At 50.9% G+C, this 19,963-nt stretch carries 17 protein-coding genes and 1 riboswitch; of the genes, 8 read left to right on the top strand and 9 right to left on the bottom strand.

What is annotated here, in order from left to right; genetic code table 11:
• The first annotated feature begins 153 nt into the window (after positions 1-153).
• On the top strand, positions 154-1,083 hold the full coding sequence (locus tag ACKTT9_RS35650; RefSeq protein ID WP_407873178.1) for a DMT family transporter: 930 nt from the start codon (positions 154-156) through the stop codon (positions 1,081-1,083).
• A gap of 88 nt (positions 1,084-1,171) precedes the next feature.
• Here the strand turns inward: ACKTT9_RS35650 and ACKTT9_RS35645 are convergent, their stop codons facing one another.
• The 3 genes from ACKTT9_RS35645 to ACKTT9_RS35635 form a co-directional block, all read right to left on the bottom strand.
• On the bottom strand, positions 1,172-2,788 hold the full coding sequence (locus ACKTT9_RS35645) for a histidine kinase dimerization/phospho-acceptor domain-containing protein (RefSeq protein ID WP_407869725.1): 1,617 nt from the start codon (positions 2,786-2,788) through the stop codon (positions 1,172-1,174).
• Positions 2,785-3,480, bottom strand: a complete 696-nt coding sequence (locus ACKTT9_RS35640; protein ID WP_127456849.1) for a response regulator transcription factor — start codon at positions 3,478-3,480, stop codon at positions 2,785-2,787. Before ACKTT9_RS35640 ends, ACKTT9_RS35645 begins: the two co-directional genes overlap by 4 nt.
• Before the next feature lie 110 nt (positions 3,481-3,590).
• The gene (locus tag ACKTT9_RS35635) at positions 3,591-4,379 is read right to left on the bottom strand and encodes a hypothetical protein (RefSeq protein ID WP_407869724.1); all 789 of its coding nucleotides are present in this window, start codon (positions 4,377-4,379) and stop codon (positions 3,591-3,593) included.
• Between the two features lie 185 nt (positions 4,380-4,564).
• On the opposite strand from ACKTT9_RS35635, the gene ACKTT9_RS35630 reads away from it, so the two are divergent.
• Positions 4,565-4,861 carry a Rieske (2Fe-2S) protein gene (locus ACKTT9_RS35630; RefSeq protein ID WP_127456847.1) on the top strand — a complete coding sequence of 99 codons (297 nt, stop codon included), beginning with the start codon at positions 4,565-4,567 and terminating at the stop codon, positions 4,859-4,861.
• A gap of 53 nt (positions 4,862-4,914) precedes the next feature.
• Here ACKTT9_RS35630 and ACKTT9_RS35625 read toward each other — a convergent pair whose 3' ends face one another.
• Both ACKTT9_RS35625 and ACKTT9_RS35620 read right to left on the bottom strand, forming a co-directional pair.
• Complete coding sequence (locus ACKTT9_RS35625) at positions 4,915-5,763, bottom strand: SDR family oxidoreductase (protein ID WP_407869723.1); 849 nt, start codon at positions 5,761-5,763, stop codon at positions 4,915-4,917.
• 116 nt (positions 5,764-5,879) lie between these two features.
• A complete protein-coding gene (locus ACKTT9_RS35620) occupies positions 5,880-6,290 on the bottom strand; it encodes a MarR family winged helix-turn-helix transcriptional regulator (RefSeq protein WP_407869722.1) in 411 nt (136 codons plus the stop codon).
• Between the two features lie 249 nt (positions 6,291-6,539).
• Between ACKTT9_RS35620 and ACKTT9_RS35615 the strand changes: the two genes are divergently transcribed.
• Together ACKTT9_RS35615 and ACKTT9_RS35610 are read left to right on the top strand one after the other, a co-directional pair.
• Positions 6,540-8,789 (top strand): ATP-binding protein, encoded by a 2,250-nt coding sequence (locus tag ACKTT9_RS35615; RefSeq protein WP_407869721.1) that lies wholly within the window; start codon positions 6,540-6,542, stop codon positions 8,787-8,789.
• Positions 8,758-9,459, top strand: a complete 702-nt coding sequence (locus ACKTT9_RS35610; RefSeq protein WP_407869720.1) for a response regulator transcription factor — start codon at positions 8,758-8,760, stop codon at positions 9,457-9,459. Before ACKTT9_RS35615 ends, ACKTT9_RS35610 begins: the two co-directional genes overlap by 32 nt.
• Positions 9,460-9,760: 301 nt before the next feature.
• Here the strand turns inward: ACKTT9_RS35610 and ACKTT9_RS35605 are convergent, their stop codons facing one another.
• The 4 genes from ACKTT9_RS35605 to ACKTT9_RS35590 all read right to left on the bottom strand — a co-directional run bounded on the left by ACKTT9_RS35605 (position 9,761) and on the right by ACKTT9_RS35590 (position 13,966).
• On the bottom strand, positions 9,761-10,234 hold the full coding sequence (locus tag ACKTT9_RS35605; RefSeq protein ID WP_407869719.1) for a hypothetical protein: 474 nt from the start codon (positions 10,232-10,234) through the stop codon (positions 9,761-9,763).
• 139 nt (positions 10,235-10,373) lie between these two features.
• A complete protein-coding gene (locus ACKTT9_RS35600) occupies positions 10,374-11,543 on the bottom strand; it encodes a YncE family protein (RefSeq protein WP_407869718.1) in 1,170 nt (389 codons plus the stop codon).
• Between the two features lie 89 nt (positions 11,544-11,632).
• A complete protein-coding gene (locus ACKTT9_RS35595) occupies positions 11,633-13,108 on the bottom strand; it encodes an S-layer homology domain-containing protein (protein ID WP_407869717.1) in 1,476 nt (491 codons plus the stop codon).
• 255 nt (positions 13,109-13,363) lie between these two features.
• A complete protein-coding gene (locus tag ACKTT9_RS35590) occupies positions 13,364-13,966 on the bottom strand; it encodes a biotin transporter BioY (protein WP_157324047.1) in 603 nt (200 codons plus the stop codon).
• Positions 13,967-14,090: 124 nt separating this feature from the next.
• Here ACKTT9_RS35590 and ACKTT9_RS35585 point away from each other — a divergent pair, with 124 nt between their 5' ends.
• The 4 genes from ACKTT9_RS35585 to ACKTT9_RS35570 all read left to right on the top strand — a co-directional run bounded on the left by ACKTT9_RS35585 (position 14,091) and on the right by ACKTT9_RS35570 (position 19,560).
• On the top strand, positions 14,091-14,927 hold the full coding sequence (locus ACKTT9_RS35585; protein ID WP_407869716.1) for an ATP-binding cassette domain-containing protein: 837 nt from the start codon (positions 14,091-14,093) through the stop codon (positions 14,925-14,927).
• Positions 14,918-16,579, top strand: a complete 1,662-nt coding sequence (locus ACKTT9_RS35580) for an ATP-binding cassette domain-containing protein (RefSeq protein WP_407869715.1) — start codon at positions 14,918-14,920, stop codon at positions 16,577-16,579. Before ACKTT9_RS35585 ends, ACKTT9_RS35580 begins: the two co-directional genes overlap by 10 nt.
• Before the next feature lie 138 nt (positions 16,580-16,717).
• Entirely contained in the window at positions 16,718-17,500 is a 783-nt protein-coding gene (locus tag ACKTT9_RS35575; protein WP_407869714.1) for an EcsC family protein, read from the top strand.
• A gap of 830 nt (positions 17,501-18,330) precedes the next feature.
• Positions 18,331-19,560 (top strand): NAD(P)/FAD-dependent oxidoreductase, encoded by a 1,230-nt coding sequence (locus ACKTT9_RS35570; protein WP_407869713.1) that lies wholly within the window; start codon positions 18,331-18,333, stop codon positions 19,558-19,560.
• A 185-nt stretch (positions 19,561-19,745) separates the two neighbouring features.
• Positions 19,746-19,906: riboswitch (cyclic di-AMP (ydaO/yuaA leader) on the top strand.
• Positions 19,907-19,963 lie beyond the last annotated feature (57 nt).

Genomic DNA, 19,963 nt, shown 5'->3' with positions numbered 1-19,963 from the left:
CAAAAACTTAGGTGATTGACAGGTCTGTTTGTCAATGCCCCCGCTGATCATGAAGCGGGGGCATTGTCTCTTTTCAGAGGGTTCAATTCAAAAATTCTTTAGGAGGTTTTTGAATTGGAAAATGTATTTAAGTTAGGAACAAAGCAGGCGCATGTGGTTTCAGCGCGCTCTGGAGGCATCAGCGGAGTTTGGTATGTGGCGTTAGGGGCTACGCTTTGGGGGCTCGACCCGCTCTTTCGGATCTTGCTGTTAAAAAGCTTTTCTTCAGCGCAAATCGTATTTATTGAGCACCTGCTCCTTGCCTGCTATGCGGTGCCAATACTCGTGAAGTATCGGAAAACCTTGATCGGTAAGCTCTCGCTGGGCGTCATCGGTGCGTTGCTGTTCATCTCCTGGGGCGGCTCGGCGATAGCAACGATTTTGTTTACAGCGGCATTCTCGCATGGTAATGCGAACGCGATATTGCTTTTACAGAAATTACAGCCCTTATTCGCTATTATTTTAGCTCGCGTAATGCTCAAAGAGACGTTGCCTTCTAAATTTTTTGCTTATATTGCAGTGGCGCTGCTAGGCACGTATTTGCTGACATTCGGCTTTTCGTCGCCGGAGATGGGCCTCCAAGATCTAGGAACGATAAGCTGCTTATTCTCTATTCTTGCAGCTGGCTTATGGGGCGGCTCGACGGTCATGGGCAAGTACTTGCTGCAGAAAAAGCTCGATTTCCCAATTGTTACTTCGCTGCGCTTCCTGCTCGCCATCCCGTTGCTGACGGTCGTACTTGTGGCTAGCGGCGACGCCTGGCACTTAACTGGAACTAGCGGCGGCTTAATACTTATTGCCGTTAACCTTTTGTTTCAGGCGTTTTTCCCGGGCTTGCTTTCCATGCTCCTCTATTATAAAGGGCTGACCTCAACCAAGGCGTTTTTCGCAACGTTGGCGGAGCTTGCGTTCCCGGCGGTTGGCGTCTGCGTGAACTGGCTTGTTTTCGGGCAAAAGCTGACCGTAGGACAGCTGGCCGGCTTCATCGTGATTTGGCTCACCTTGTGGGTCATGAGCCGCAATCAGAGCAAAGCTGCGGTATAAAAAAAGAAAGAGGCTGTCCCTCGGTCACGTGAAGATCTTGACCTTGGGAAGCCTCTTTTGTTTGCCCACTTCTCAAACCCAAGCATCCTCACGAAACCTTCGGGACCTTGAGTTTGCGATCTATTTGCGCTGTTTCCCCAGGCTCAAGGTAAAAGGCAACCCCGCCTCGCTCGTTCGCAGCGCGCACCGTCATACCGTGATGGTCCATGATCTGCTTCACGATGGCAAGACCAAGCCCGAACTGGCCGTCCCCGCCAGAGCGGAAGGGCTCAAAGAGGCTGTCCGCGATCGCCTGATCGAGCGGCGGACCATCGTTGCTGATCTGCAGCCGCGAGAATCCGGCTGCAGCTTCCTTACCATCGCCACTAGATGACGGCGTGAGGAGAATCCGGATGCCGCTTTTGGCATAGCGGAGTTGATTGTCGAGCATGTTCTCCAAGGCGATTTTCCATTGATCGGGATCGCCATTCAGAGTAGCGGGAGGGAGCTCCATCTCCCACTCGATTTCAGGACGGCGATAGCGCAGCCGTTCAACCACATCTTCGATGACCTCGTGCAGCTCGAAAGGGCGGAACGGCTTCTCGCGAGCGGTGACATAGTTCAGTTTGTTGAGCAGCAGCAGGTCGCGAATTCGCTTCTCGAGGCGCTCGCCCTCCTTCAGAATGACGCCCAAGCTTTCGCCTAAGGTCCCTTTCGGGAAAACGCCGTCGAGAATGGACTGGGCATAGCTGCGGATCACCATGACCGGGGTTTTCAGCTCGTGAGAAGTGTGCTGGAGGAAGAACTGCTGCGCCTTGTCCTGGCGCACGAGACGTTGCCGCATCGCTTCAATCGCTTTGGCCAGTCGTCCCACTTCATCTTTACGCCCAGTTTCGATCGGGTCGTGCCAATCTCGTTCAGCCATACGTCCAACGTGTTTTTCCATCTGGACGAGCGGACGAGTGAAGTAGCGGGCGATGATCAGACAAGGCAGCCATGAAATCACGATGAGACCAACCATCATCAGCATAAGTCTGCCAAACATGGTCATGACCAGGTCGTTACGATAATTGCCCCAGGCATAAGAAACGATAAAGCTGGGTTGGCCTTGAACTAGTTCTTTGCGAATCACGTAAAAGATACTTTTCTTATCAATAATGGTCGTATATTTGGCGACGGGCTGTTTTTGGGCAAAAGCATCCTGTTCCATGGCTTGCATGAACGGCTCACCGCTCGTGAACGCCTTGTTAAGGGCCAGTGACTCTTGGGTTCCGCTAATCGTAAAATGCCGGATCGCCGGGGCGCTTAAAGTTGCTGTAAAAGGAGACATCACCTTCGTTGCAATAGAGGCTTCCAATGGGGTAGCAGATATAGCGCTGCCCATTTGTATGCTAGTCGCTTCCGGCATTGTTTCCGTTTCTGAGGCATCAGCATCAGGGACAGCCTGATTGATAGGTGTCAACGTTTTTACGTTCGTAATGATATCCGTCATTTGCGCGGTTGTACCCTTTGTAGCCAGGGTTAGGGTCGGTGCCGTCAATGACGTTGCTTCCATGCGAAGCCCACTTTGTGTATCTAGTAAAATATCATACAGCTGCTCTGTAAAAAATCCCTTCAACGTCCAAGGCAGGAGAACAGCCAACAGCGTAAAAATGAGCAGCGTTAAAGCCGCGAATGCTCCCCAAAGCTTCATGGCCAGCGGCCATTGTCCTATTCGGAACGTCATGCTTTCACCATCCTGTACCCGTATCCGTATACGGTTTCTAAACGCAGCTCCGGCAGCTTGCGGCGAAGCCTTCGTACCAAATCATCCACGACCCGGTCTGTTCCGAAGTAGTCGATTCCCCAAACAGCTTGGAGCACTTGTTCACGCTCCAGCACTTGTCCATGATGGCTTACCAAATAGAGCAGCAGCTCAAATTCCTTGGAGGTCAGCTCCAGCTTGCTGCCATCCTCCGCAGTTACGGTGCGCGCTTGCTCATCGATCAGATAAGGAGCCACATTCAGCTTCGAGCGGCGTTCCAGCTGCGCAGGCATCAGGCCGGCAGGGTGTCCGCCGTACACGCGCTCCAGCAGCTTACGAGTGCGAATGACAAGCTCGCGAGGTAAAAATGGCTTGGCCAAGTAGTCATCGCTACCCATCTCCAGGCCAACGATCCGATCGATATCCGCGTCTCGCGCCGATATGAAAATTACGGGCTGTGCCGGCTGATCCGCCTTAATCTCGCGCATGAGCTGATAGCCGTCTACGCCAGGAAGCATGATATCGAGGACCCACAAGTCCGGCCGCTCGGATATGGCGGATCTTGCCGAGGTCCCGTCAGCGAACGAACGCACTTGCCACCCCTCTTTCTCTAAATAGGCGGCCAGAACGCCCCTGAGATGCTCTTCGTCTTCTACTAAATGAATGCGATACATGCAGTTTCTCCTTCTTTCTAATCAGCGATGGGGAAAAGGTGGAGCCGTTCGCACCATTTTGCGTTCGGTCCACCGGAAAGGTCAACTTGGTTTTTTATCTATATGGAAAGTTAGTTCGATTCTTCCGTTTTCTCTGTTGACTTCTCATCAGCCTTTGCAGCTTGTTCTTTCAATGTTTTTGCAAGGCTGCGCAGCGATTCCGTTTCTTTTTTGTAATCCGTGAGCAGCTCAGGCAACAGACTTTGGATCGTAGCTGCATCGTCAGCTTCGACAGCTTCCGCTAGCTTTTGTTGGCGCTTGAACGCTTCGGATGGTTCTGCTTTAATTATATCACCAGAGATAGCTGTTCCCTCAAGTGGAAGTGCTTGGATGGTCGCGGTAGCGTCCGCGCCGTCTTTGATAACGGTGAACTTCATTGCTTCTTTACTTGGGAGCAATTGAGCTGCTTCGCCGTCAGGTAAAGTTGGAGCCGGTTGAGCAGGATCGAGTTTGAACATTTTAGTTTCCAACGTACCTGGCGTAGCTGGCTGAATTGTAGCGGCGCTTTTGATTACCATAGTTTTGGCAAAAGCAGGTTTCGGCATTTCGCTTTCCGCTTGTTTCCGATCCTCTAACGCTTGTTTCCATGCAGTCAAGCTCTCCGGAGCATAGTTGCTGACCAACAGCTTCAAATAGTTACGCTCATGAGCTGGTTGCAGCAACAGGCTGCCTGAGACCGAGTGCAGCTGAACCGCACTGGTTGCCATTACCGGTGTTGCTGATGTGATTGCAGTGCTTGCTTTCGTATCTGTTGTAGTCGTGTCAGCCGCTGATGCGCTGCCTACTGCTCCGAAAGCCATTGTTACCATAAAAGCTAGCAGACTAGCTTGACTTGCGCGACGTTTCCATTGTGTTTTCATTGTAGAAAACTCCTCTCAATTTTGGGGTATGTAGGTGAGTGCCTCTCCCTTACAACCTAAATGTACCGTAAGATTATGGACATCCTATCGTAACATTGTGGGAAATTATGTGCTGGCTTGGATCACCTGAACTAAAAAAAATAGTAAACTGTATGCTGAAACAGAATAAACAGGGGAGTGTCTACATGAAAGAAGTGCTGTTAGGGCCTGTCGAAAGTTTCACCAAGCTGCCCGCAGAAGTTGTGTTCGATAAGAACTTGTATTGGTTAATTCAAGCTGAGGATCAAGCAACGTACCGGCTCGTCTCCAGCCGATGCCCGCATGCCGGCGCTATTGTGGAGGCTGAAAAGGGGGAGTTCGTGTGTTCGATGCATGGCTGGACATTCGATCTTCACTCAGGCGCATGCCTGAATGTGCCGACCAAAAGCCTTACAGCCTATGACGTTACCGTCAAAGAAGGCCAGCTTATTGCGCATGTGTAAAAACAAAAGGACCTGCCTTATCCGTCGAACGGTTAGGCGGGTCCTGATTTTTTTTATAAATTCAAATGCAGTTTACGTGTGTTCAGCATACCGTCCAAACCGGTAGGGTCTTGGCTGACTTTATATTGTACAAAAGCTTCCGCCGCCTCTGAAGTGCGAATGCGCAGTGGTTTCGGATCCATTTCCATCAGCTTCACCATGACTTCGGCGACCGATTCCGACGTTTGGGGCACCGAGTTCCGTTTGGAGAAGGCGTCCAAATATTGCGTGATGATCGGCTTATATTCATCTTCCAGAATGCCGCCGGTTTGTTGGACATGCCCAAGGACCGTCTGGTTAAAATTAGTTGCAATCGCGCCGGGCTCAAGTAGCGTAACATCAATGTTGAAGGTTGGCTTGTAGTACGTAGCTAAACTTTCTAACAAGCCTTCAACGGCAAATTTTGCCGAGCAGTAGATTTCATTGAAAGGTTGTCCCACTAGACCGCCAACGCTTGTTGTGGCTACCAAATGTCCGGCGTCTGATTTACGCAAAAGCGGTAGTCCTGCGCGGATCGTATGCATAACCCCGTATACATTCGTATCATAAACCCGATGAATATCTTCCATCGTAGCTTGTCCTAATGCCCTTAAAAAACCAAAACCAGCGTTGCAGAACAGGACGTCCATGTAACCGTGATTCCGGTCGATCACAGCAAAAGCTTTCTCCAGCGACTCAGGGCTTGTTACTTCCATCTCTATAAAATGAAGATTCGCACGGTGCCCATGCTGCTCTTGATCACGCTCCACATGGCGTGTTCCGGCATAAACCGTCCAGCCTAATTCTGCAAATTTCAGGGCGGTCGCTAACCCAATGCCAGAGGAGGCGCCGGTAATCGCGATAACTTTGCTTTTGCTCATCATTCACCACTCCAAATGTTAATGTAATAAACTGTTTAATAACTATACAGTATGTTAATTCAACAGAATAGTCAAGTCATTTAAAAAATCCCAACATGAGTAAGGTCGGGATCTTCGTGCTATAGCGGCAGCTTCTCCAATAGCTTTTTGAGCTGTGCGAGCTCATCTTCGGTATATGGCGTGAAGAGCTGTTCAATTTTGTTATTATACGCTTCCAAGATATCGTTTATCAGCTTATTTCCTTTGTCCGTTACTTGCAGCAACAGGCTTCTGCGGCTAGTAGGATGAGGCTTGCGAATCACTAGCTCCTGCTCCTCTAATTTATCCAGAAGTTGGGTAATGGCTCCCCGAGTCAGGCCAAATTCATTCGCCATATCAACAGCGATGCAGTCCGGATGCTTGCGAAGAAACTCTAAGGCATACATCATGATCGGTGAAATATGAAAATGGGGAAGCACCTGCGTCAAATAAGAGGAGAGGGCATTTTTAATTTCGCGAAATTTGTACGTGATGAGGAGATCTTGGTCCATGGTTTAGCCGCCCTTTTTGTTTAGTATCTATACATTATAGCAAGGTCATACAGGGGATCCAAGCTGCCGGAAGGAAAAAAAAGAGACCCACAGCAACGGGCTGCAGGTCTTAAGTATATATATTTTAAAGGGGGGTTGAGACTTATTATAGGCCCAGTTCATTAAAAGCAGATGAAAAACACATTTCATTTTCATTACATTTTTTCTAATGATAAAATAGAGAGATCAAGGAAGGGCGGGGGAACGCTTTTGAAGCATTATTCCATGCGATCACATTTGACGGTAACGTTTGCTATCATGGCAATGATTCCGGTTCTGATTCTTGGCACCTTTCAGGTTTATCAAATTACCCATATTACGCAGGAGTCCAATCGGAACCAGCAGCTGACGACCTACCGTCTCGGGGACGCTGTGCAGGACTATATGTACTATCACTGCAATGCGGTTGAAACGCTGGCGGCCACGATTTCAGCTTCGGATGCGGCCTTTCGGACGCGCGAGAGCTTAACGTTGAAGCTGCAATCGCTGAAGCAGAATTTGGCGGGCTTCTCAGGCATATATGTGGTTGATCAAAATGGCTTTATCAAGGCTACGCATACCACAGCCAATGACTCGCTGATCGGCACAGATGTGAAAGACCGGGACTACACCAAACGGGTGCAGACCGCCCAAAACACCATCATCTCGTCGCTTTTCCTCGGACCGGAGGGGTTGAATCAGCCGGCTGTCGCCATTGCAGTGCCCATTTATAAAGGAAATAAACAGCCTGATGGCTTTGTGCTTGCTGTGCTGGAGCTTACGCCGATCAAGGAGCTTGTGACGAAATACGATTACGGCAAAGAAGCGTATCCGGTTGTACTGGACCATGCAGGCAAGCCGATCTATCATCCGAATGAGACATTGACCGCAACGTTGGCGGATTTATCGCAAGAGCCTGTCGTTGCAGACGCACGGAGTCAGAAGCAAGGCGAAGGAACCTATGCGCTAAGCAATTCCAAGCAAAAAGAACTGATTACTTACAAAGCCATCCCCGACATCGACTGGATCGTTTGGGTGAGCAAATCCAAAGCAGCGGTTAATGCCGCTTTTACAGAGTCGCTAAGCATTACGATATTCCTGTTGGTGGTTACGCTTATTTTGACAGTGCTTCTGGGCAGTTTTTTGGCGAAAAGGTTGAATGGCACCATCCATGCTTTGGTTGGATACACCCAGCGCCTGGCAGGAGGAACGTTCGTAGAGCCGGACAGCAAGGTCGTTCCACAAGGGGCGCCTCTGGAGCTGCAATTGCTGGCGGACGATTTCTTCAAGATGGCGGAGCAGATCAAAGAGAATCAAGGGGCGCTGCTGCAGCTCAACAGTGAGCTGGAAGACCGCGTCGAGGAAAGGACCCAGCGGCTGCAGGATGAGCATGCGACTTTGAATGCGGTGCTGGAGAGCATGTCCGATGCCGTCGTATTGATCGATATGGCGCATCAAGTGGTGTACGCCAATCATCGGATGGCCGAAATTTTCGCTATTCCAATGCCTGAGCTGGCGATAATGCAGGAGTCGGCTTTGTTCGATCGTATTGCGCTGCTGCTGCCTGAACGTCAGGATGAACTGGAAAAGTTGACGGCGGGACCGAGGGTACAGGGGACTTTTACCGTAAAAAGCGCACAAGGCAAAGAGCGGTTTATGATGGTATCGGCTTTTCAGGTGGCTAGAGAAGGGCGGGTTTTTGGCCGAGGGTATGTGTGGCGTGATATGACGAAGGAGCATGAAATCGATGCTTTGAAAAATGATCTGATCTCACTCGCCTCCCATGAGTTCAAAACGCCCATCACAAGCATACGCGGCAGTGTAGAAACGCTGCTTCGAGTCGACGCGAAGTGGGAAGAAAGCTTTAAGCAAGAGCTGCTAGAAGGCATTCACGAGGATATTGGGCGTATTCAGGACCTGATTGACGACTGGCTGGATATTTCCAAAATCGATTCCGGCGCCATGCGAATCAACCCGCTGCCGCTTCGTGTGGAGGCCGTTGTCGAAAGCGCGATGCGAAGGCTTCCACAGCAGGCGAACGACATGCATACGCAATTTGAAGTGAATGTGGCGGAGGATACCCCGCTAATCTATGCGGATAAACTGCGAATGGAGCAGGTGCTCGTGAACTTGTTCACCAATGCCGTTCGGTATAATACGCAGCATCCGGTTATCCGAATTTCGGCTCATGCCGATGAACATTTTGTCTATTTAGACGTGCAGGACAATGGCATTGGCATCGCTGAGGAGCACGTGGACAAGCTATTTGACCGGTTTTACCGGGTGGATGTTTCTTCGAGGAGCCAATCCGGAGGGACAGGGCTGGGGCTGGCGATCTGCAAAGGCATTATGGATGCGCACGGCGGAGAAGTTCATGTGGCAAGCAAGCTTGGTGAGGGAAGCACATTTACTCTCTCCATACCGAGGTTTCTAGGGGAGGAGAACGGACATGAACAAGAAGAAAATCATGATCGTCGATGATGAACCGAAAATTGTGCGTTTTATTGCGGCGAATCTCAAATCGTTGGACTTTGAAACTTTAACCTGCCAAAGCGGGGCAGAAGCGTTGGAGAAAGCTGAGGAGTTCGATCCGGATTTAATTTTGCTCGATTTGATGATGCCGGGCATGGACGGATTCGATGTGCTAAAAAGGCTGCGCTCCTACTCCAACGTTCCGGTCATCATGCTGACCGCGCGCAGCAATGGAGCGGACAAAGTGCAGGGGCTTAACCTCGGGGCGGATGACTATTTGACCAAGCCATTTTCCTTAGACGAGCTTTTCGCGCGAGTAAATGCCGTGCTGCGGCGCATGGATGGCCGCATGGCGCCGCCGGTCACCACGAGCGAGATCACGCTCGGCGCAGTGACCGCGAACCTCGCCCAGCGCCGTATTTGGCTGGGCGACACCGAGGTGAAGTTCACGGAGACCGAGTACAACCTGTTTGCGCTGCTTTTGCAGCATGCGGGGAAAGTCATGACCCATGAGCAGCTGCTCAGCGAGGTTTGGGGAAGCGAGTACCGCGACGAGGTCGAGTACCTGCGGGTCACCATCGCCCGCATCCGGCAGAAGATCAAAAGCGCAGCGGAAGGCGCTGCTGCCGAGCTGATTGTGACCTACCCGGGGGTAGGTTACATGGCGAAGCAGGAGTGAACGCGGAGGCCCCTTCATCTGATTATTATCAGATGAGGGGGCTTTTTGTTTGGGGTTTGTGAGGAGTTAGGGAACTACGATCCTCTATTTCGGCGATTATGGAGGGTTTGGAGCCGGGAGAGGAACTACAGGGTCTTATTTGTACGGAATTTCTGGGTTTCCCTTCGAAAGTGTGCAAATAGCGGACTGTAGTTCCCTTTCCCTCGAAAAAGGGTGCTTTTCGAAGAAATAGCGCCCTGTAGTTCCTCTCGAGTGTAGCTAGTTAGCACCGAGAGCTCCAGAGTTCATGCATGCTCTGGCATCACCTAACAACTAAAGCTTGCTTCAGGGTTGGTAATTGATGCTTTTTATTAGCATTGTTCTCTGAAATCTCAAAATTAGCGACAGCCCATACTTCATACTCTCCAGCGACATCTATGTTGAAGGTGTATGGTTCAACAACGGTTCCTTTTGAAGGAATACCCCGTACCACGCCAAGGCTTTTGATTGGATAGTGATTTATTGTGTTTCCCTTTTTATCTGCAATATAAAATGTAAATAGTTGTTCGCCATGCGTAATGCGTATTTCACTATCTTTATTGTTTGTAAATTTTGCTTCTAGTTTGAAATCCGTATTTTTATTTACGTTACCAGGACTTGTGAGTCCAACCGCATATTCCGTATTTGTAGGTTCAGCGTTTTTTGAACTAGTTTCTTTGATATTGACGGTTTGAGATGTGCAGCCTAAGATGCTAAATAAAGTGAATATGGTGAAAAATAAAACGAAATGCTTCAAAAACCTCACCTCCCTGATGGTTACTGGCACATTGTAATGACGTCTTTCAATTTGGAAATGTTGCATTAATATGGGATTTGTTTCTAAACACAATGAAAAGGCGTTGCACAATACATGCAACGCCTCCTATATAGCCAGTTCACTCCGAAAGCAACTGCACATCAAGCGGATAATCCGGTACCTCGAAATCGCGAACAGCGCCAGAGACGAGGTCCACCACAGTTATCCCGTTCCAGCCAGTATCTGCATAAGTGACGCCGCCGGTAAGGTAGGCGTAACGCCCATCCTCGCTCGCGGCGACCATCTGATGCATCCGCTCCAGCGAGATTATTTTCTCGGCGTACGTTTCGACGTCGAGCACCGTCAAGTTAGGCTTGCCGGTTGCGCTTCCCGCAGCACCAATGCCGACGATGAGTAGCTGCTTGCCATCCGCTGTCAGGGCCACGCCCTCTTGGTGCGTGTTGCCTGTCAACGGCTTCGTCTCGTACTTGCCGCTAGTTGGGTCAAGCACGACCAGGCCTCGCCCCTGATACGGCAGGAGCAGGTGGCCATCGGCACGAACCGCCGCGTAGTGCGGCTTCTCGAAGCCGCCTTTGCCGAAGGGAGCTGCTTCCAGCGTGCGAGCCTTGAGCTGCAAAGGATCGACAGCAGTCACGGAGTAGGAATCGTGATCGATGCTGTAGACCTCCTTGCCGTCAAGGCTGGTCACCACATCGAATGGTCGTACGCCAACTGCGACACTGCCTGTCATGGCGAGTTTCTCTGCATCCATGATTTCCAGTTGGCTTTTCATACCTCTGCCCCCACCAGTTAAGTACACACCGACATAGACGAATTTGCCGTCAGGAGATACGGCAATGCCCATCCCGCCGGGACGGTACTCACCAAATTGAGGCTTGCCGATAGCGTCAGCAGCCATGTAAGGCACTAACGCAATACGTTTGCGCTGCTGCGTATCTACGACAGCAACACCTTCTGCGGTAGAGATATAAGCGCGATGATTAGGACCTTCAGCAATGGCAAAAGGCGCCTTGCCAACAGTCAGTTTTTCGAATTGACCGGAAGCTGGATCAAGGAAAGACATATAATCACTTTTGGAGTGAGTTACGAGTAGGGTTGATTTTGCTTTTGACAGAGGCGATTCAGGAGAAGGCGCTGTTGTGGGTGTTGTTGTTGGTGCTGGTTCTTGCGTTTGTGTAGGAGTTGATGTTGCCGTTGGCATCGCAACAGGCGCAGGACGCGAACTGCAGCCAACCATGAAAAGAACTAACGTCAGCATGGCGAATAACGCTCGATTTTTGAAAAGCATATATCAATCACCTCATTGGAATGAATGGTAGAACAAAAGGAGCACCTCATTCAAGGTACTCCTTCCCAAAGTTTTTACTTCATAAAAATTTATTTCGCTACAGTCAAACTTACTCCCGCAGCCGTAGCCCACTTGCCTTCTGGAGCGACAGTATAAGTCATACCCGGTACAAGCTGGCCGTTATTTAGCAGAGCAAAAGTACCTACAGCACCTTTACGCGTGGTAATTGTGTATTCTGCTGTCAGAACAGTACCGTCTGTTGCTGTCAAAGTAACACGGCGTGAAACGAAGATTTCATCCTTTGGATCCTGGGAAAGGGTCACATTAATCGTTTTCGCATCAACCGCGGAAGCGGATTGAATCGTCAGCGGCGCGATGTCTTTCGCAGTAAATGTAGCATTTTTCAAAGTAGCCCAGTCCGCAGATACCGCGTAAGTCACACCTGGCTTCAACGTTTCGCCGTTAGGGAGTAGGAATTTAGGAGCTTGACGACCATCGGTTGCCTGTGTGAAAGGTAAATATGTGGCTGTCATCGGTGCGCCGCCCTCAGGCGTAATTTGTACCACACGGTTCCGCATCGAAGAAAGAATTTGATACGTCATGCCATTGTATTCGTTCTTGTCATTCACGATAAAGGAGCCTGGACGTCCTTTGGCATAGGCTGCAATAACGTAACCGTAGTCCGCCACGCCATCCGTCAAATGAGACTCAACCTCAAAAACGTCATTAGCTACTTGCTGCGTCGAAGCCAAAGCAATTTTCTCTGTGCTCGCGGTAAAAGTTCCGGCAAGCTCGCCTTTATAAGTTAGCGTGTATGTCGTGCCGGCTTTTTGTGTTGGAACAGGAACGATGTACGTCGAAGTGGAACCTGTTTTTAAACGTGGAACATTGTTAATAGCCAAACCATTGTCAAAAACAAAGTTTTTGGAAGCAGGTTCAAGTTCTAATTCAGCCGTAGGAATCGGTGCCGAGAAGGTAACTTGCAAGGTTATTGCGTTTAAAACCTCCAGCTTGGTCACATGAATAGGAGCTAATTGCTGCGCTTCGAAAATGAGTAGAGCGGCCTGACCACGTGTCACGGAGTTACCTGTCAATGACGCATAACTCGGTAGTTGCTGTACTGCGGCTGCATCAACTTTTAACACCTTCGCAATAACGTCTGCCAACTGCTCGGAAGAGATTGTTGAGCTGCCTTGGAACTGACCGTTAGTGGCAGAGATAGCTCCTACAGATTCAAGGGCAGCAGCGTAAGCGTAGAACCAATCTCCTTTTGCTACATCGCTAAATGTAGTTGTTGCCGCTGTGTCCACGTTGACGTGTAGAGCGAGTGCGGCCATTTTGGCGATTTCAGCGCGAGTTACCGCCTGATCAGGAAGAAAGCTGTGATCCTCATATCCGGAAAGCACTTGTTGTTGAGCCAGTTGTTCAATAGCTGCTTGTACTTTGGAGGAATTTGCAGCATCAGCGAAAGGGTTCGCAGCCAAAGCATTGAAAGGTAAAATTGCGGACAAGCCTACAGTTGCTGTAATGGTTAAAGCGGCGATTACTTTTTTGTTGTTTTTCATCTATAACACTCCTATTCAATATAATGGCGTTGCTAGGTTTACATAGTTGCTTAGTGCTTCATGTCTCATGCGTCTGCATGGTGCTTCTTGCGTCGTGCCTGCTTACAAGATCAAGCTTACACGTCAGAGCATTACAATCGAATAAAAAATCAGACCTGCACATTACAAAAACGTAAAAATCACCTTGCAACCTCTCAAGCAAGCACAAAAAAAGCCCTACTACTCAAGGAATGAGCAGTAAGGCTGAAAATAAAATTACATTCTGACATCCGTACGCTGCACAACGCTGTGCGAAGAGGAACCAGTAAGCCGCTCTGGGGAAAACACTTGTCGAACCGGCACGATGATGAGCACCGCAACCGCAGCTTTGATCGCGTCCCCTAAGAGGAAGGGGTAACAAGCGGCAATCATCGCTTTTGCAAACGTATAAGAAGGTACCCTGTACATCAACCATGGTACTCCGGCAAGATAGAGAAGCAAAGATCCGAAAATCTCAAGCACGAGGAAGGCAGCCAGGTAGCCCATAAAGCCTCTCACACGAACACGCGGCAGGATCATACCAACCAGCATAGCGGAGAACGGATAGATCATAATAAAACCACCCGTAGGTCCTAGCACGATGCCTAAACCGCCATTTCCGTGAAGCAGAGGAAACCCGATAGCCGTCAGAATCACAACGAGAGCCATACTGAAGAAGCCGTAACGTGCTCCGAGCAAGCCGCCGGCAAGCATAACCGCTAGCGTTTGCAGAGTAATAGGGACAGGTGTAAAAGGGAGTGAAATGCTTGCAAAGCTGAATAAGACAAGAATTGCTGCAAAAAGTGCACTGAAAACAACGCCGCGCAAAGTGAGTTTCATATTGTCCATCGCTCCTGTTTCTGTTATTGTTTATGTATTGTCAACTTCAATTTATATCAATGGTTAACAATAAATCATTCAGATCATAGCATATCTTTTATGAAAGTGGAAGGACATTTTATATATGGCAAATCGAGAAATTGTGGCTTCTTTGCGGAATGCCTCCGTCGTCTATCGAACACAATCGGAAGAAGGAAGGCGGGTATGGTCGGACGTCACATTAGATATTTATAAAGGCGAATGGATGGTTGTCATCGGGCCAAATGGCAGCGGCAAAAGCACCTTAGCCAGCAGTTTATTGGGCTTGAGCCCCCTCTCAAGCGGTGAACTGATCCGCAATGAATCTGGGCAAATTAGAGGCGTGCTTCAATTGCCGGATGCTCAGTTTATAGGAGAAACGATTCAAGAAGAATTCGATTATCTACCGGGTAAACAGGATTTAACACAAGAAGGACGCAAAGCCTGGTATCTCCAAAGCTTGTCAGCTGTGGGCTTGTCGCTCCCGCTCGAACGAACGCTTTCCACCTTATCCGGGGGGCAAAAGCAGTTGGTTAATTTGGCGGCTGCCCTTGCGCTTCAGCCTGAAATCCTGGTGCTGGACGAACCGACGGCGATGCTGGATCCCGCGGCAAGACAGGGAGTGCGACAGGCTGTGCGCGAAGCTCATCAGCGAGGCACGACCATTGTATGGATTACGCATCGGCTGGAAGAAGTGGCGGATGCGACGCGCGTCATCGGGTTTGGTGACGGACGGATCACGTTTGATGGGGGACCTCGGGCTTTCTTTTATGGAGAAAGTGAAGATAAGTCGCTGGAGACGTCGCCTTGTACCGAGTTAGGGCTCGACTCGCCCTATGTGGTGAAGACAGCTTTCGGCCTGCTGAAGTACGGCTGCGAGCTTCGCCTGCTTCCCTTGGATATGGATGAGCTGGCCGAGGCGGTGGCAAATTCATGTCAATAGTCCTGCAAAATATTCAAATCAACGCGCCGGACAATTCCGGTCAGCAGCTGTTGAAAGATATCGGTTTCGAGCTTTCGGACGATTCCGTTATGGTATTAATCGGACATTCTGGTTCGGGAAAGTCGACGCTCCTTCAGGTGATGGCAGGTATTTTGGAGCCGTCCGCAGGAGTTATCACACTTGATAACCAGCCTTTGTGGCATAAAAGAAAGGTAGACCAAGCGCATCTTTTGCGGCTGGGTTTGATTTTTCAATTCCCCGAGCAGCAGCTGTTCGCCAGCAGCATCCGCGGGGAATTCGCCTACTCGCTGCGCCCTTATCGGCTCGCAGCGGACGAGCGCGAGAACCGCATCCGCGCTGCTTGTGCTGACCTCGATCCGCGCGGCGTCTTCGCCCTGGAGCGCTCGCCGTTTGGCTTAAGCGGCGGCGAGCAGCGCCGGCTCGCGCTGGCGACAACCTTCGCCACGGCGCCGGATTGGCTCCTCATGGATGAGCCAACCGCCGGCCTCGAGGCGGCGGCCGTCCGCGAATTGCTGCGCATCATTCGCGTAAGGAAGCGTGGCGGCTACGTCATCGCCACGCACGACCTGGACACGTTCCTGCCGCTGGCAGACCGTGTCCTTGTGTTAGACCGCGGCGAGCTCGTCTTCGACGGGTCGCCGGAGGCGCTGTGCCGCGCGCCGGAGCTGCTCACGCGCGCGGGGGTCGGCCTCCCGAGCTGCGTGGAGGCCGCTCAAGCCCTTGCGCGCCGCGGCATCGCCATCGCGCCGGATTTGCTTGCGCCGGAGCTGGCTGCGCCGGCGATCTTGCAAGCTCTGCGCGAGCGCAGCAGCGCAAGCCCGGGGCCGGCGCAGCAAGCGGCAGCGCCGAAGCCCGAGCGCGTTGCGCCAGCCGCGCCGCCGCAGGCCGCGTGGCTAGCGCGGGATCCGCGCGCGAAGTGGCTGCTCTACCTGCTGCTGGTCATCGGAACGATGCAGCTGCAGGTGTGGAGCGGCCTCGCGGCTTCTGCGCTGCTCTTGGGCCTTTCGTGCCTCGGCCTTCCGCGTGCCGCGATTCGCGGCAGTTGGAAGATCGCCGTGCCGTTCCTGATCTTCATGTTCCTCTCCATCTTGCTGGGCGGCGTGGAGTGGAGGCCTGCTGACGGGCAGTTCCCGCTTGGCTTCGCGACCGAGCGCTCGTGGAGTGCGGGCTTCGTACTCACGCGCCTGTTCCTGATCCTGATGGTCGGCTATTGGTTGGTCGTGTCTACGCCGTATGGCCAGCTTGTGCAGGGACTGAACTGGGCGCTGTCTTTTTTTCGCAAAATGAAGCTGCCCGTGGAGTCATTTGCTTTGGCGGTCTCGCTTTTGTTTCGGTTCATCCCGCTTATTTTGCGGGAGTGGCAGCGGTTTTCGGCGATTGTGAGGGCTAGAGGCAAAGCAGCGATCAGGCCTGGCATGGTACGCATGCGAGATATTCCGGCGCTGGTTGTACCGCTCCTCCTCGCCATGTTTCACAAAGCTGAGCAAATGACCGTAGCGATGGAGATGAAAAAAATCGACGGCAAGCAGCAGCTGCTGAAAAAAAGCACATTGAGCTGGCAGCCAAAGGATACGCTGATCGTCATTTGGAGTGTAGTTGTTTTTGGCGTGCTGATCGTTATGCGTGACTAATAGGAGGAGGGCAGCTCATTTTGGAGGAGCTGCTCTTTTTGTGCTCGGTAGTTGTAGGTGGAGGTGGAGGGTGAATCTTGAGGACGCAGGCCCCGTATACTATACTTTGACTAAGAAACTCGGACGGCGGTGACAAGCATGAAATTTTCTGATTACACCATCTATGAGCAGCAAATGCTGCGTAAAGTGAAGCTATGGGAAATACGCCAACAGAAGACCCCGAATTTGCTCGAAAGAACCTCGAAAACCGTCTCCACAAACATCAATAAGTTCATCCCGGAAAAGGTGCACAAAACGATCACGGCCACTGTCAAGGGGATGTTTCAGACGACATTGTTCGGGATGAATTATATCCCTCAGAATGACCCGCTTGTAGGCGCTTCTCTGGCTGAAAGTGATGCTAAAGCTGAGGAATTGCTGTCACTTTATAAAAAGATTGCCGCTGCCGAGGGAGCAGGTACGGGAGCGGGCGGGATTCTGCTCGGCTTGGCGGACTTCCCGATTCTCATCGGGATCAAGCTGAAATTTCTGTTCGAGCTTGCGCACGCCTATGGCTACTCTACTAAGGACTATAGAGAGCGCTTGTTTATCTTGTATGTGTTTCAAATTGCGTTCTCCAGCCCAGCGAAAAAGCCTGCTCTACTAGACACGATCAAGAATTGGCATGAGATCGCAAGCGGTTTTCCGCCCTCTGATGCCTATATGAATCAAGTGGATTGGCAGCAGCTGCAGCAGGAATATCGGGACACCATTGATTTCCGTAAAATGCTTCAGCTTGTCCCCGGCATTGGAGCTGTCGTAGGTGCATGGGCGAATTTTGGCCTGCTGGAGGAGTTGGGCGTGGCGGGCATGAACAGCTTTCGCTTGCGTCGTTTAGAGGATAAAGCCAGGTTGGAGGCTGAGGGGAAGGGCGAGCAGTGAACGGGTGGATTCCCGTTGGAGAAAATCCAATGAAAGTGCCAATTTCCACGTTAAAATGCTGATTTGGTTGGGCGAAATCCAATGCATAGGGGGAAATTGGCTTCTTGTGGGCTGATTTTGGCTTGCCTCGTTGGATTTCGTCCAACGGAACGCGGAAATCCGGCCTCATAAAGGCGTTCCCATTGGAATTCATCCAATGAGAAGGGGCAAGGCTTCGCGCGCCCGCGATCCAACGCTCTGGTTCCGCATAGCGCCTACCCGCCGCGCGATCCAGCTCCCTCCTTAATCCCGCATCTCGCTCCCACGCCCGCGATCCAACGCTCTGGTTCCGCATAGCGTGCACCCGCCGCGTGATCGAGCTCCCTTAGTCCCGCATCTCGCCCCCGCGCCCGCGATCCAACGCTCTGGTTCCGCATAGCGCCTACCCGCCGCGCGATCCAGCTCCCTCCTTAATCCCGTATCTCGCTCCCACGCCCGCGATCCAACGCTCTGGTTCCGCATAGCGTGCACCCGCCGCGTGATCCAGCTCCCTTAATCCCGCATCTCGCCCCCACGCCCGCGGCCCCACGCCCCGGTCCCACATCTCCCCCGCACATGTATGCCCCCACGCGCCCGCCACCCCGCGTCACGCAGCCCTTTTTGACCAAGCTGGGCAATGTTCCAGTGATTTTTAAGAAAGAGGCACATATACTAATGATGAGCCAAACCATGTGTACGTCCTGAATAACTATGTGATTTTTTTCACATGACAACCTATGAATGGTTTGGTTGATCTTTTTCACCAATGATGGTAGAGAAAAAAGCTGATGTAATCGGAGGAGAGGATTCGGATGAGTAAACCGAAGGTGGTTATTCTGGGAGCGGGGTACGGTGGGCTTGTAACGGCAATAAGGCTGCAGAAGCTGATCAAAGCAGATGAAGTGGCGGTCACGCTGGTGAACAAACACGACTATCACTATATGACGACACATCTGCATATGCCGGCAGCCGGCACGGATCATCATGAGAATGCGCGTGTAGACATTAAGGATCTGATCGATGAGCGGAAAATTCATTTCATCAAAGCGACGGTTCAACAGATTGTACCTGAGGAAAAAAAGGTGGTCCTGGTGGACGAAGTCCTCACCTACGACTATTTGGTCGTGGGGCTTGGGAGTGAGACGGAAACCTTTGGTATTCCGGGATTGCGCGAGTATGCGATGACAATTAACAGCATTAATAGTGTTCGCTTCATTCGTCAGCATACGCAGTATATGTTCGCAAAATATAAATTGGATTCCAAGCATAAGGAATATTTGACGATCGTCGTTGGCGGCGCCGGTTTCACAGGCACGGAGTTTGTTGGAGAGTTGGCCGACCGGATTCCTGATCTTTGCCAAATGTTTGACGTCGATCCTTCCCTGGTTCAGATCATCAATATCGAAGCATCGCCTACTGCTTTGCCGCCCGGACTGCCGAATGATCTCGTGGAATACGGCATGGACGTGATGCGCCGCAAAGGGGTTCAATATAAACTATCTACCGCCATCAAGGCATGCGAGCCCGGCGGCGTGCTGCTGGGAGACGGTCAATTCATTCCTGCGGGCACGGTTATTTGGTCGGGAGGTGTCCGTCGGAATTCCTTGCTGCAAGATGCGGGCTTCCACGTCCAACGCGGCAGAGTCAAAGTGGATGACTACTTGCGTTCGTTGCAGTTTCCCGATGTTTTTATTACGGGAGATTGTTCGATTGTCATGAGCCCGGAAGGCACGCCATACCCCGCCAATGCCCAAATCGCAGTCCAACAAGGTTATAATACAGCAAAAAATTTGCTCTATTCACTGAGTGGAAAACCATTACGACCTTTCGCCTACGATTACAAAGGCACGGTCGCCTCGCTGGGTCGCGGAGAAGCGATTGGCATCCTGAAAGTCAAAAAAGTGAAAGGCAGGCTGGCCGCATTCCTCAAAAAAATAATCGATGCCCGCTATTTATTTCTCATTGGCGGTATCCCACTCATCTTCAAAAAGATGATTTTCAAGCAAAAACAAGCCACTAGAAAGCGCCATGTGAGAAATTAATTTTGCTAAAACACCCTAAAATCCAATGAATCAGACAATAAGCTAGTAAAACAGAGATACTGAAAGGATTATACCATTGTAAGCGGATTATCAAATGAATGTGGGGAGGGAATAATCTTTTTTAAGATTATTCTCTCCTTTACTATGAGCCAATAAGAGAGTAGTATCAACTCGTACGTTAACAGTTGAATATTTCGCTTAATTTTCTTATCAGAAAAGCGGGGGAACCATAGGTTTCAACGGGGTGAGTAAGGTGTGTTTTGTCGCATGCGGCAGCTACCTTTAGGGCAGATTTCTCGCAGCCCGAACCCGTCAGCTAACCTCGTAAGCGGTCGTGAGAAAGGAGAACATGTGGCTAAGCACAAGGTCTATCCTTGTGTTTTTTTGCGCCCAAAAAAGGGAA

This window comes from Paenibacillus sp. P36 (assembly GCF_045866505.1).
Classification (GTDB): Bacteria; Bacillota; Bacilli; order Paenibacillales; family NBRC-103111; genus Paenibacillus_E; species Paenibacillus_E chondroitinus.
This window is presented reverse-complemented; position numbering and strand designations above follow the sequence as displayed.

Excerpts from the sequence above, each read along its gene's own strand:
- ACKTT9_RS35645 (WP_407869725.1), bottom strand. The coding sequence starts at position 2,788 with ATGACGTTCCGAATAGGACAATGGCCGCTGGCCATGAAGCTTTGGGGA.
- ACKTT9_RS35640 (WP_127456849.1), bottom strand. The coding sequence starts at position 3,480 with ATGTATCGCATTCATTTAGTAGAAGACGAAGAGCATCTCAGGGGCGTT.
- ACKTT9_RS35635 (WP_407869724.1), bottom strand. The coding sequence starts at position 4,379 with ATGAAAACACAATGGAAACGTCGCGCAAGTCAAGCTAGTCTGCTAGCT.
- ACKTT9_RS35630 (WP_127456847.1), top strand. The coding sequence starts at position 4,565 with ATGAAAGAAGTGCTGTTAGGGCCTGTCGAAAGTTTCACCAAGCTGCCC.
- ACKTT9_RS35625 (WP_407869723.1), bottom strand. The coding sequence starts at position 5,763 with ATGATGAGCAAAAGCAAAGTTATCGCGATTACCGGCGCCTCCTCTGGC.
- ACKTT9_RS35620 (WP_407869722.1), bottom strand. The coding sequence starts at position 6,290 with ATGGACCAAGATCTCCTCATCACGTACAAATTTCGCGAAATTAAAAAT.
- ACKTT9_RS35610 (WP_407869720.1), top strand. The coding sequence starts at position 8,758 with ATGAACAAGAAGAAAATCATGATCGTCGATGATGAACCGAAAATTGTG.
- ACKTT9_RS35600 (WP_407869718.1), bottom strand. The coding sequence starts at position 11,543 with ATGCTTTTCAAAAATCGAGCGTTATTCGCCATGCTGACGTTAGTTCTT.
- ACKTT9_RS35595 (WP_407869717.1), bottom strand. The coding sequence starts at position 13,108 with ATGAAAAACAACAAAAAAGTAATCGCCGCTTTAACCATTACAGCAACT.
- ACKTT9_RS35590 (WP_157324047.1), bottom strand. The coding sequence starts at position 13,966 with ATGAAACTCACTTTGCGCGGCGTTGTTTTCAGTGCACTTTTTGCAGCA.
- ACKTT9_RS35585 (WP_407869716.1), top strand. The coding sequence starts at position 14,091 with ATGGCAAATCGAGAAATTGTGGCTTCTTTGCGGAATGCCTCCGTCGTC.
- ACKTT9_RS35580 (WP_407869715.1), top strand. The coding sequence starts at position 14,918 with ATGTCAATAGTCCTGCAAAATATTCAAATCAACGCGCCGGACAATTCC.
- ACKTT9_RS35575 (WP_407869714.1), top strand. The coding sequence starts at position 16,718 with ATGAAATTTTCTGATTACACCATCTATGAGCAGCAAATGCTGCGTAAA.
- ACKTT9_RS35570 (WP_407869713.1), top strand. The coding sequence starts at position 18,331 with ATGAGTAAACCGAAGGTGGTTATTCTGGGAGCGGGGTACGGTGGGCTT.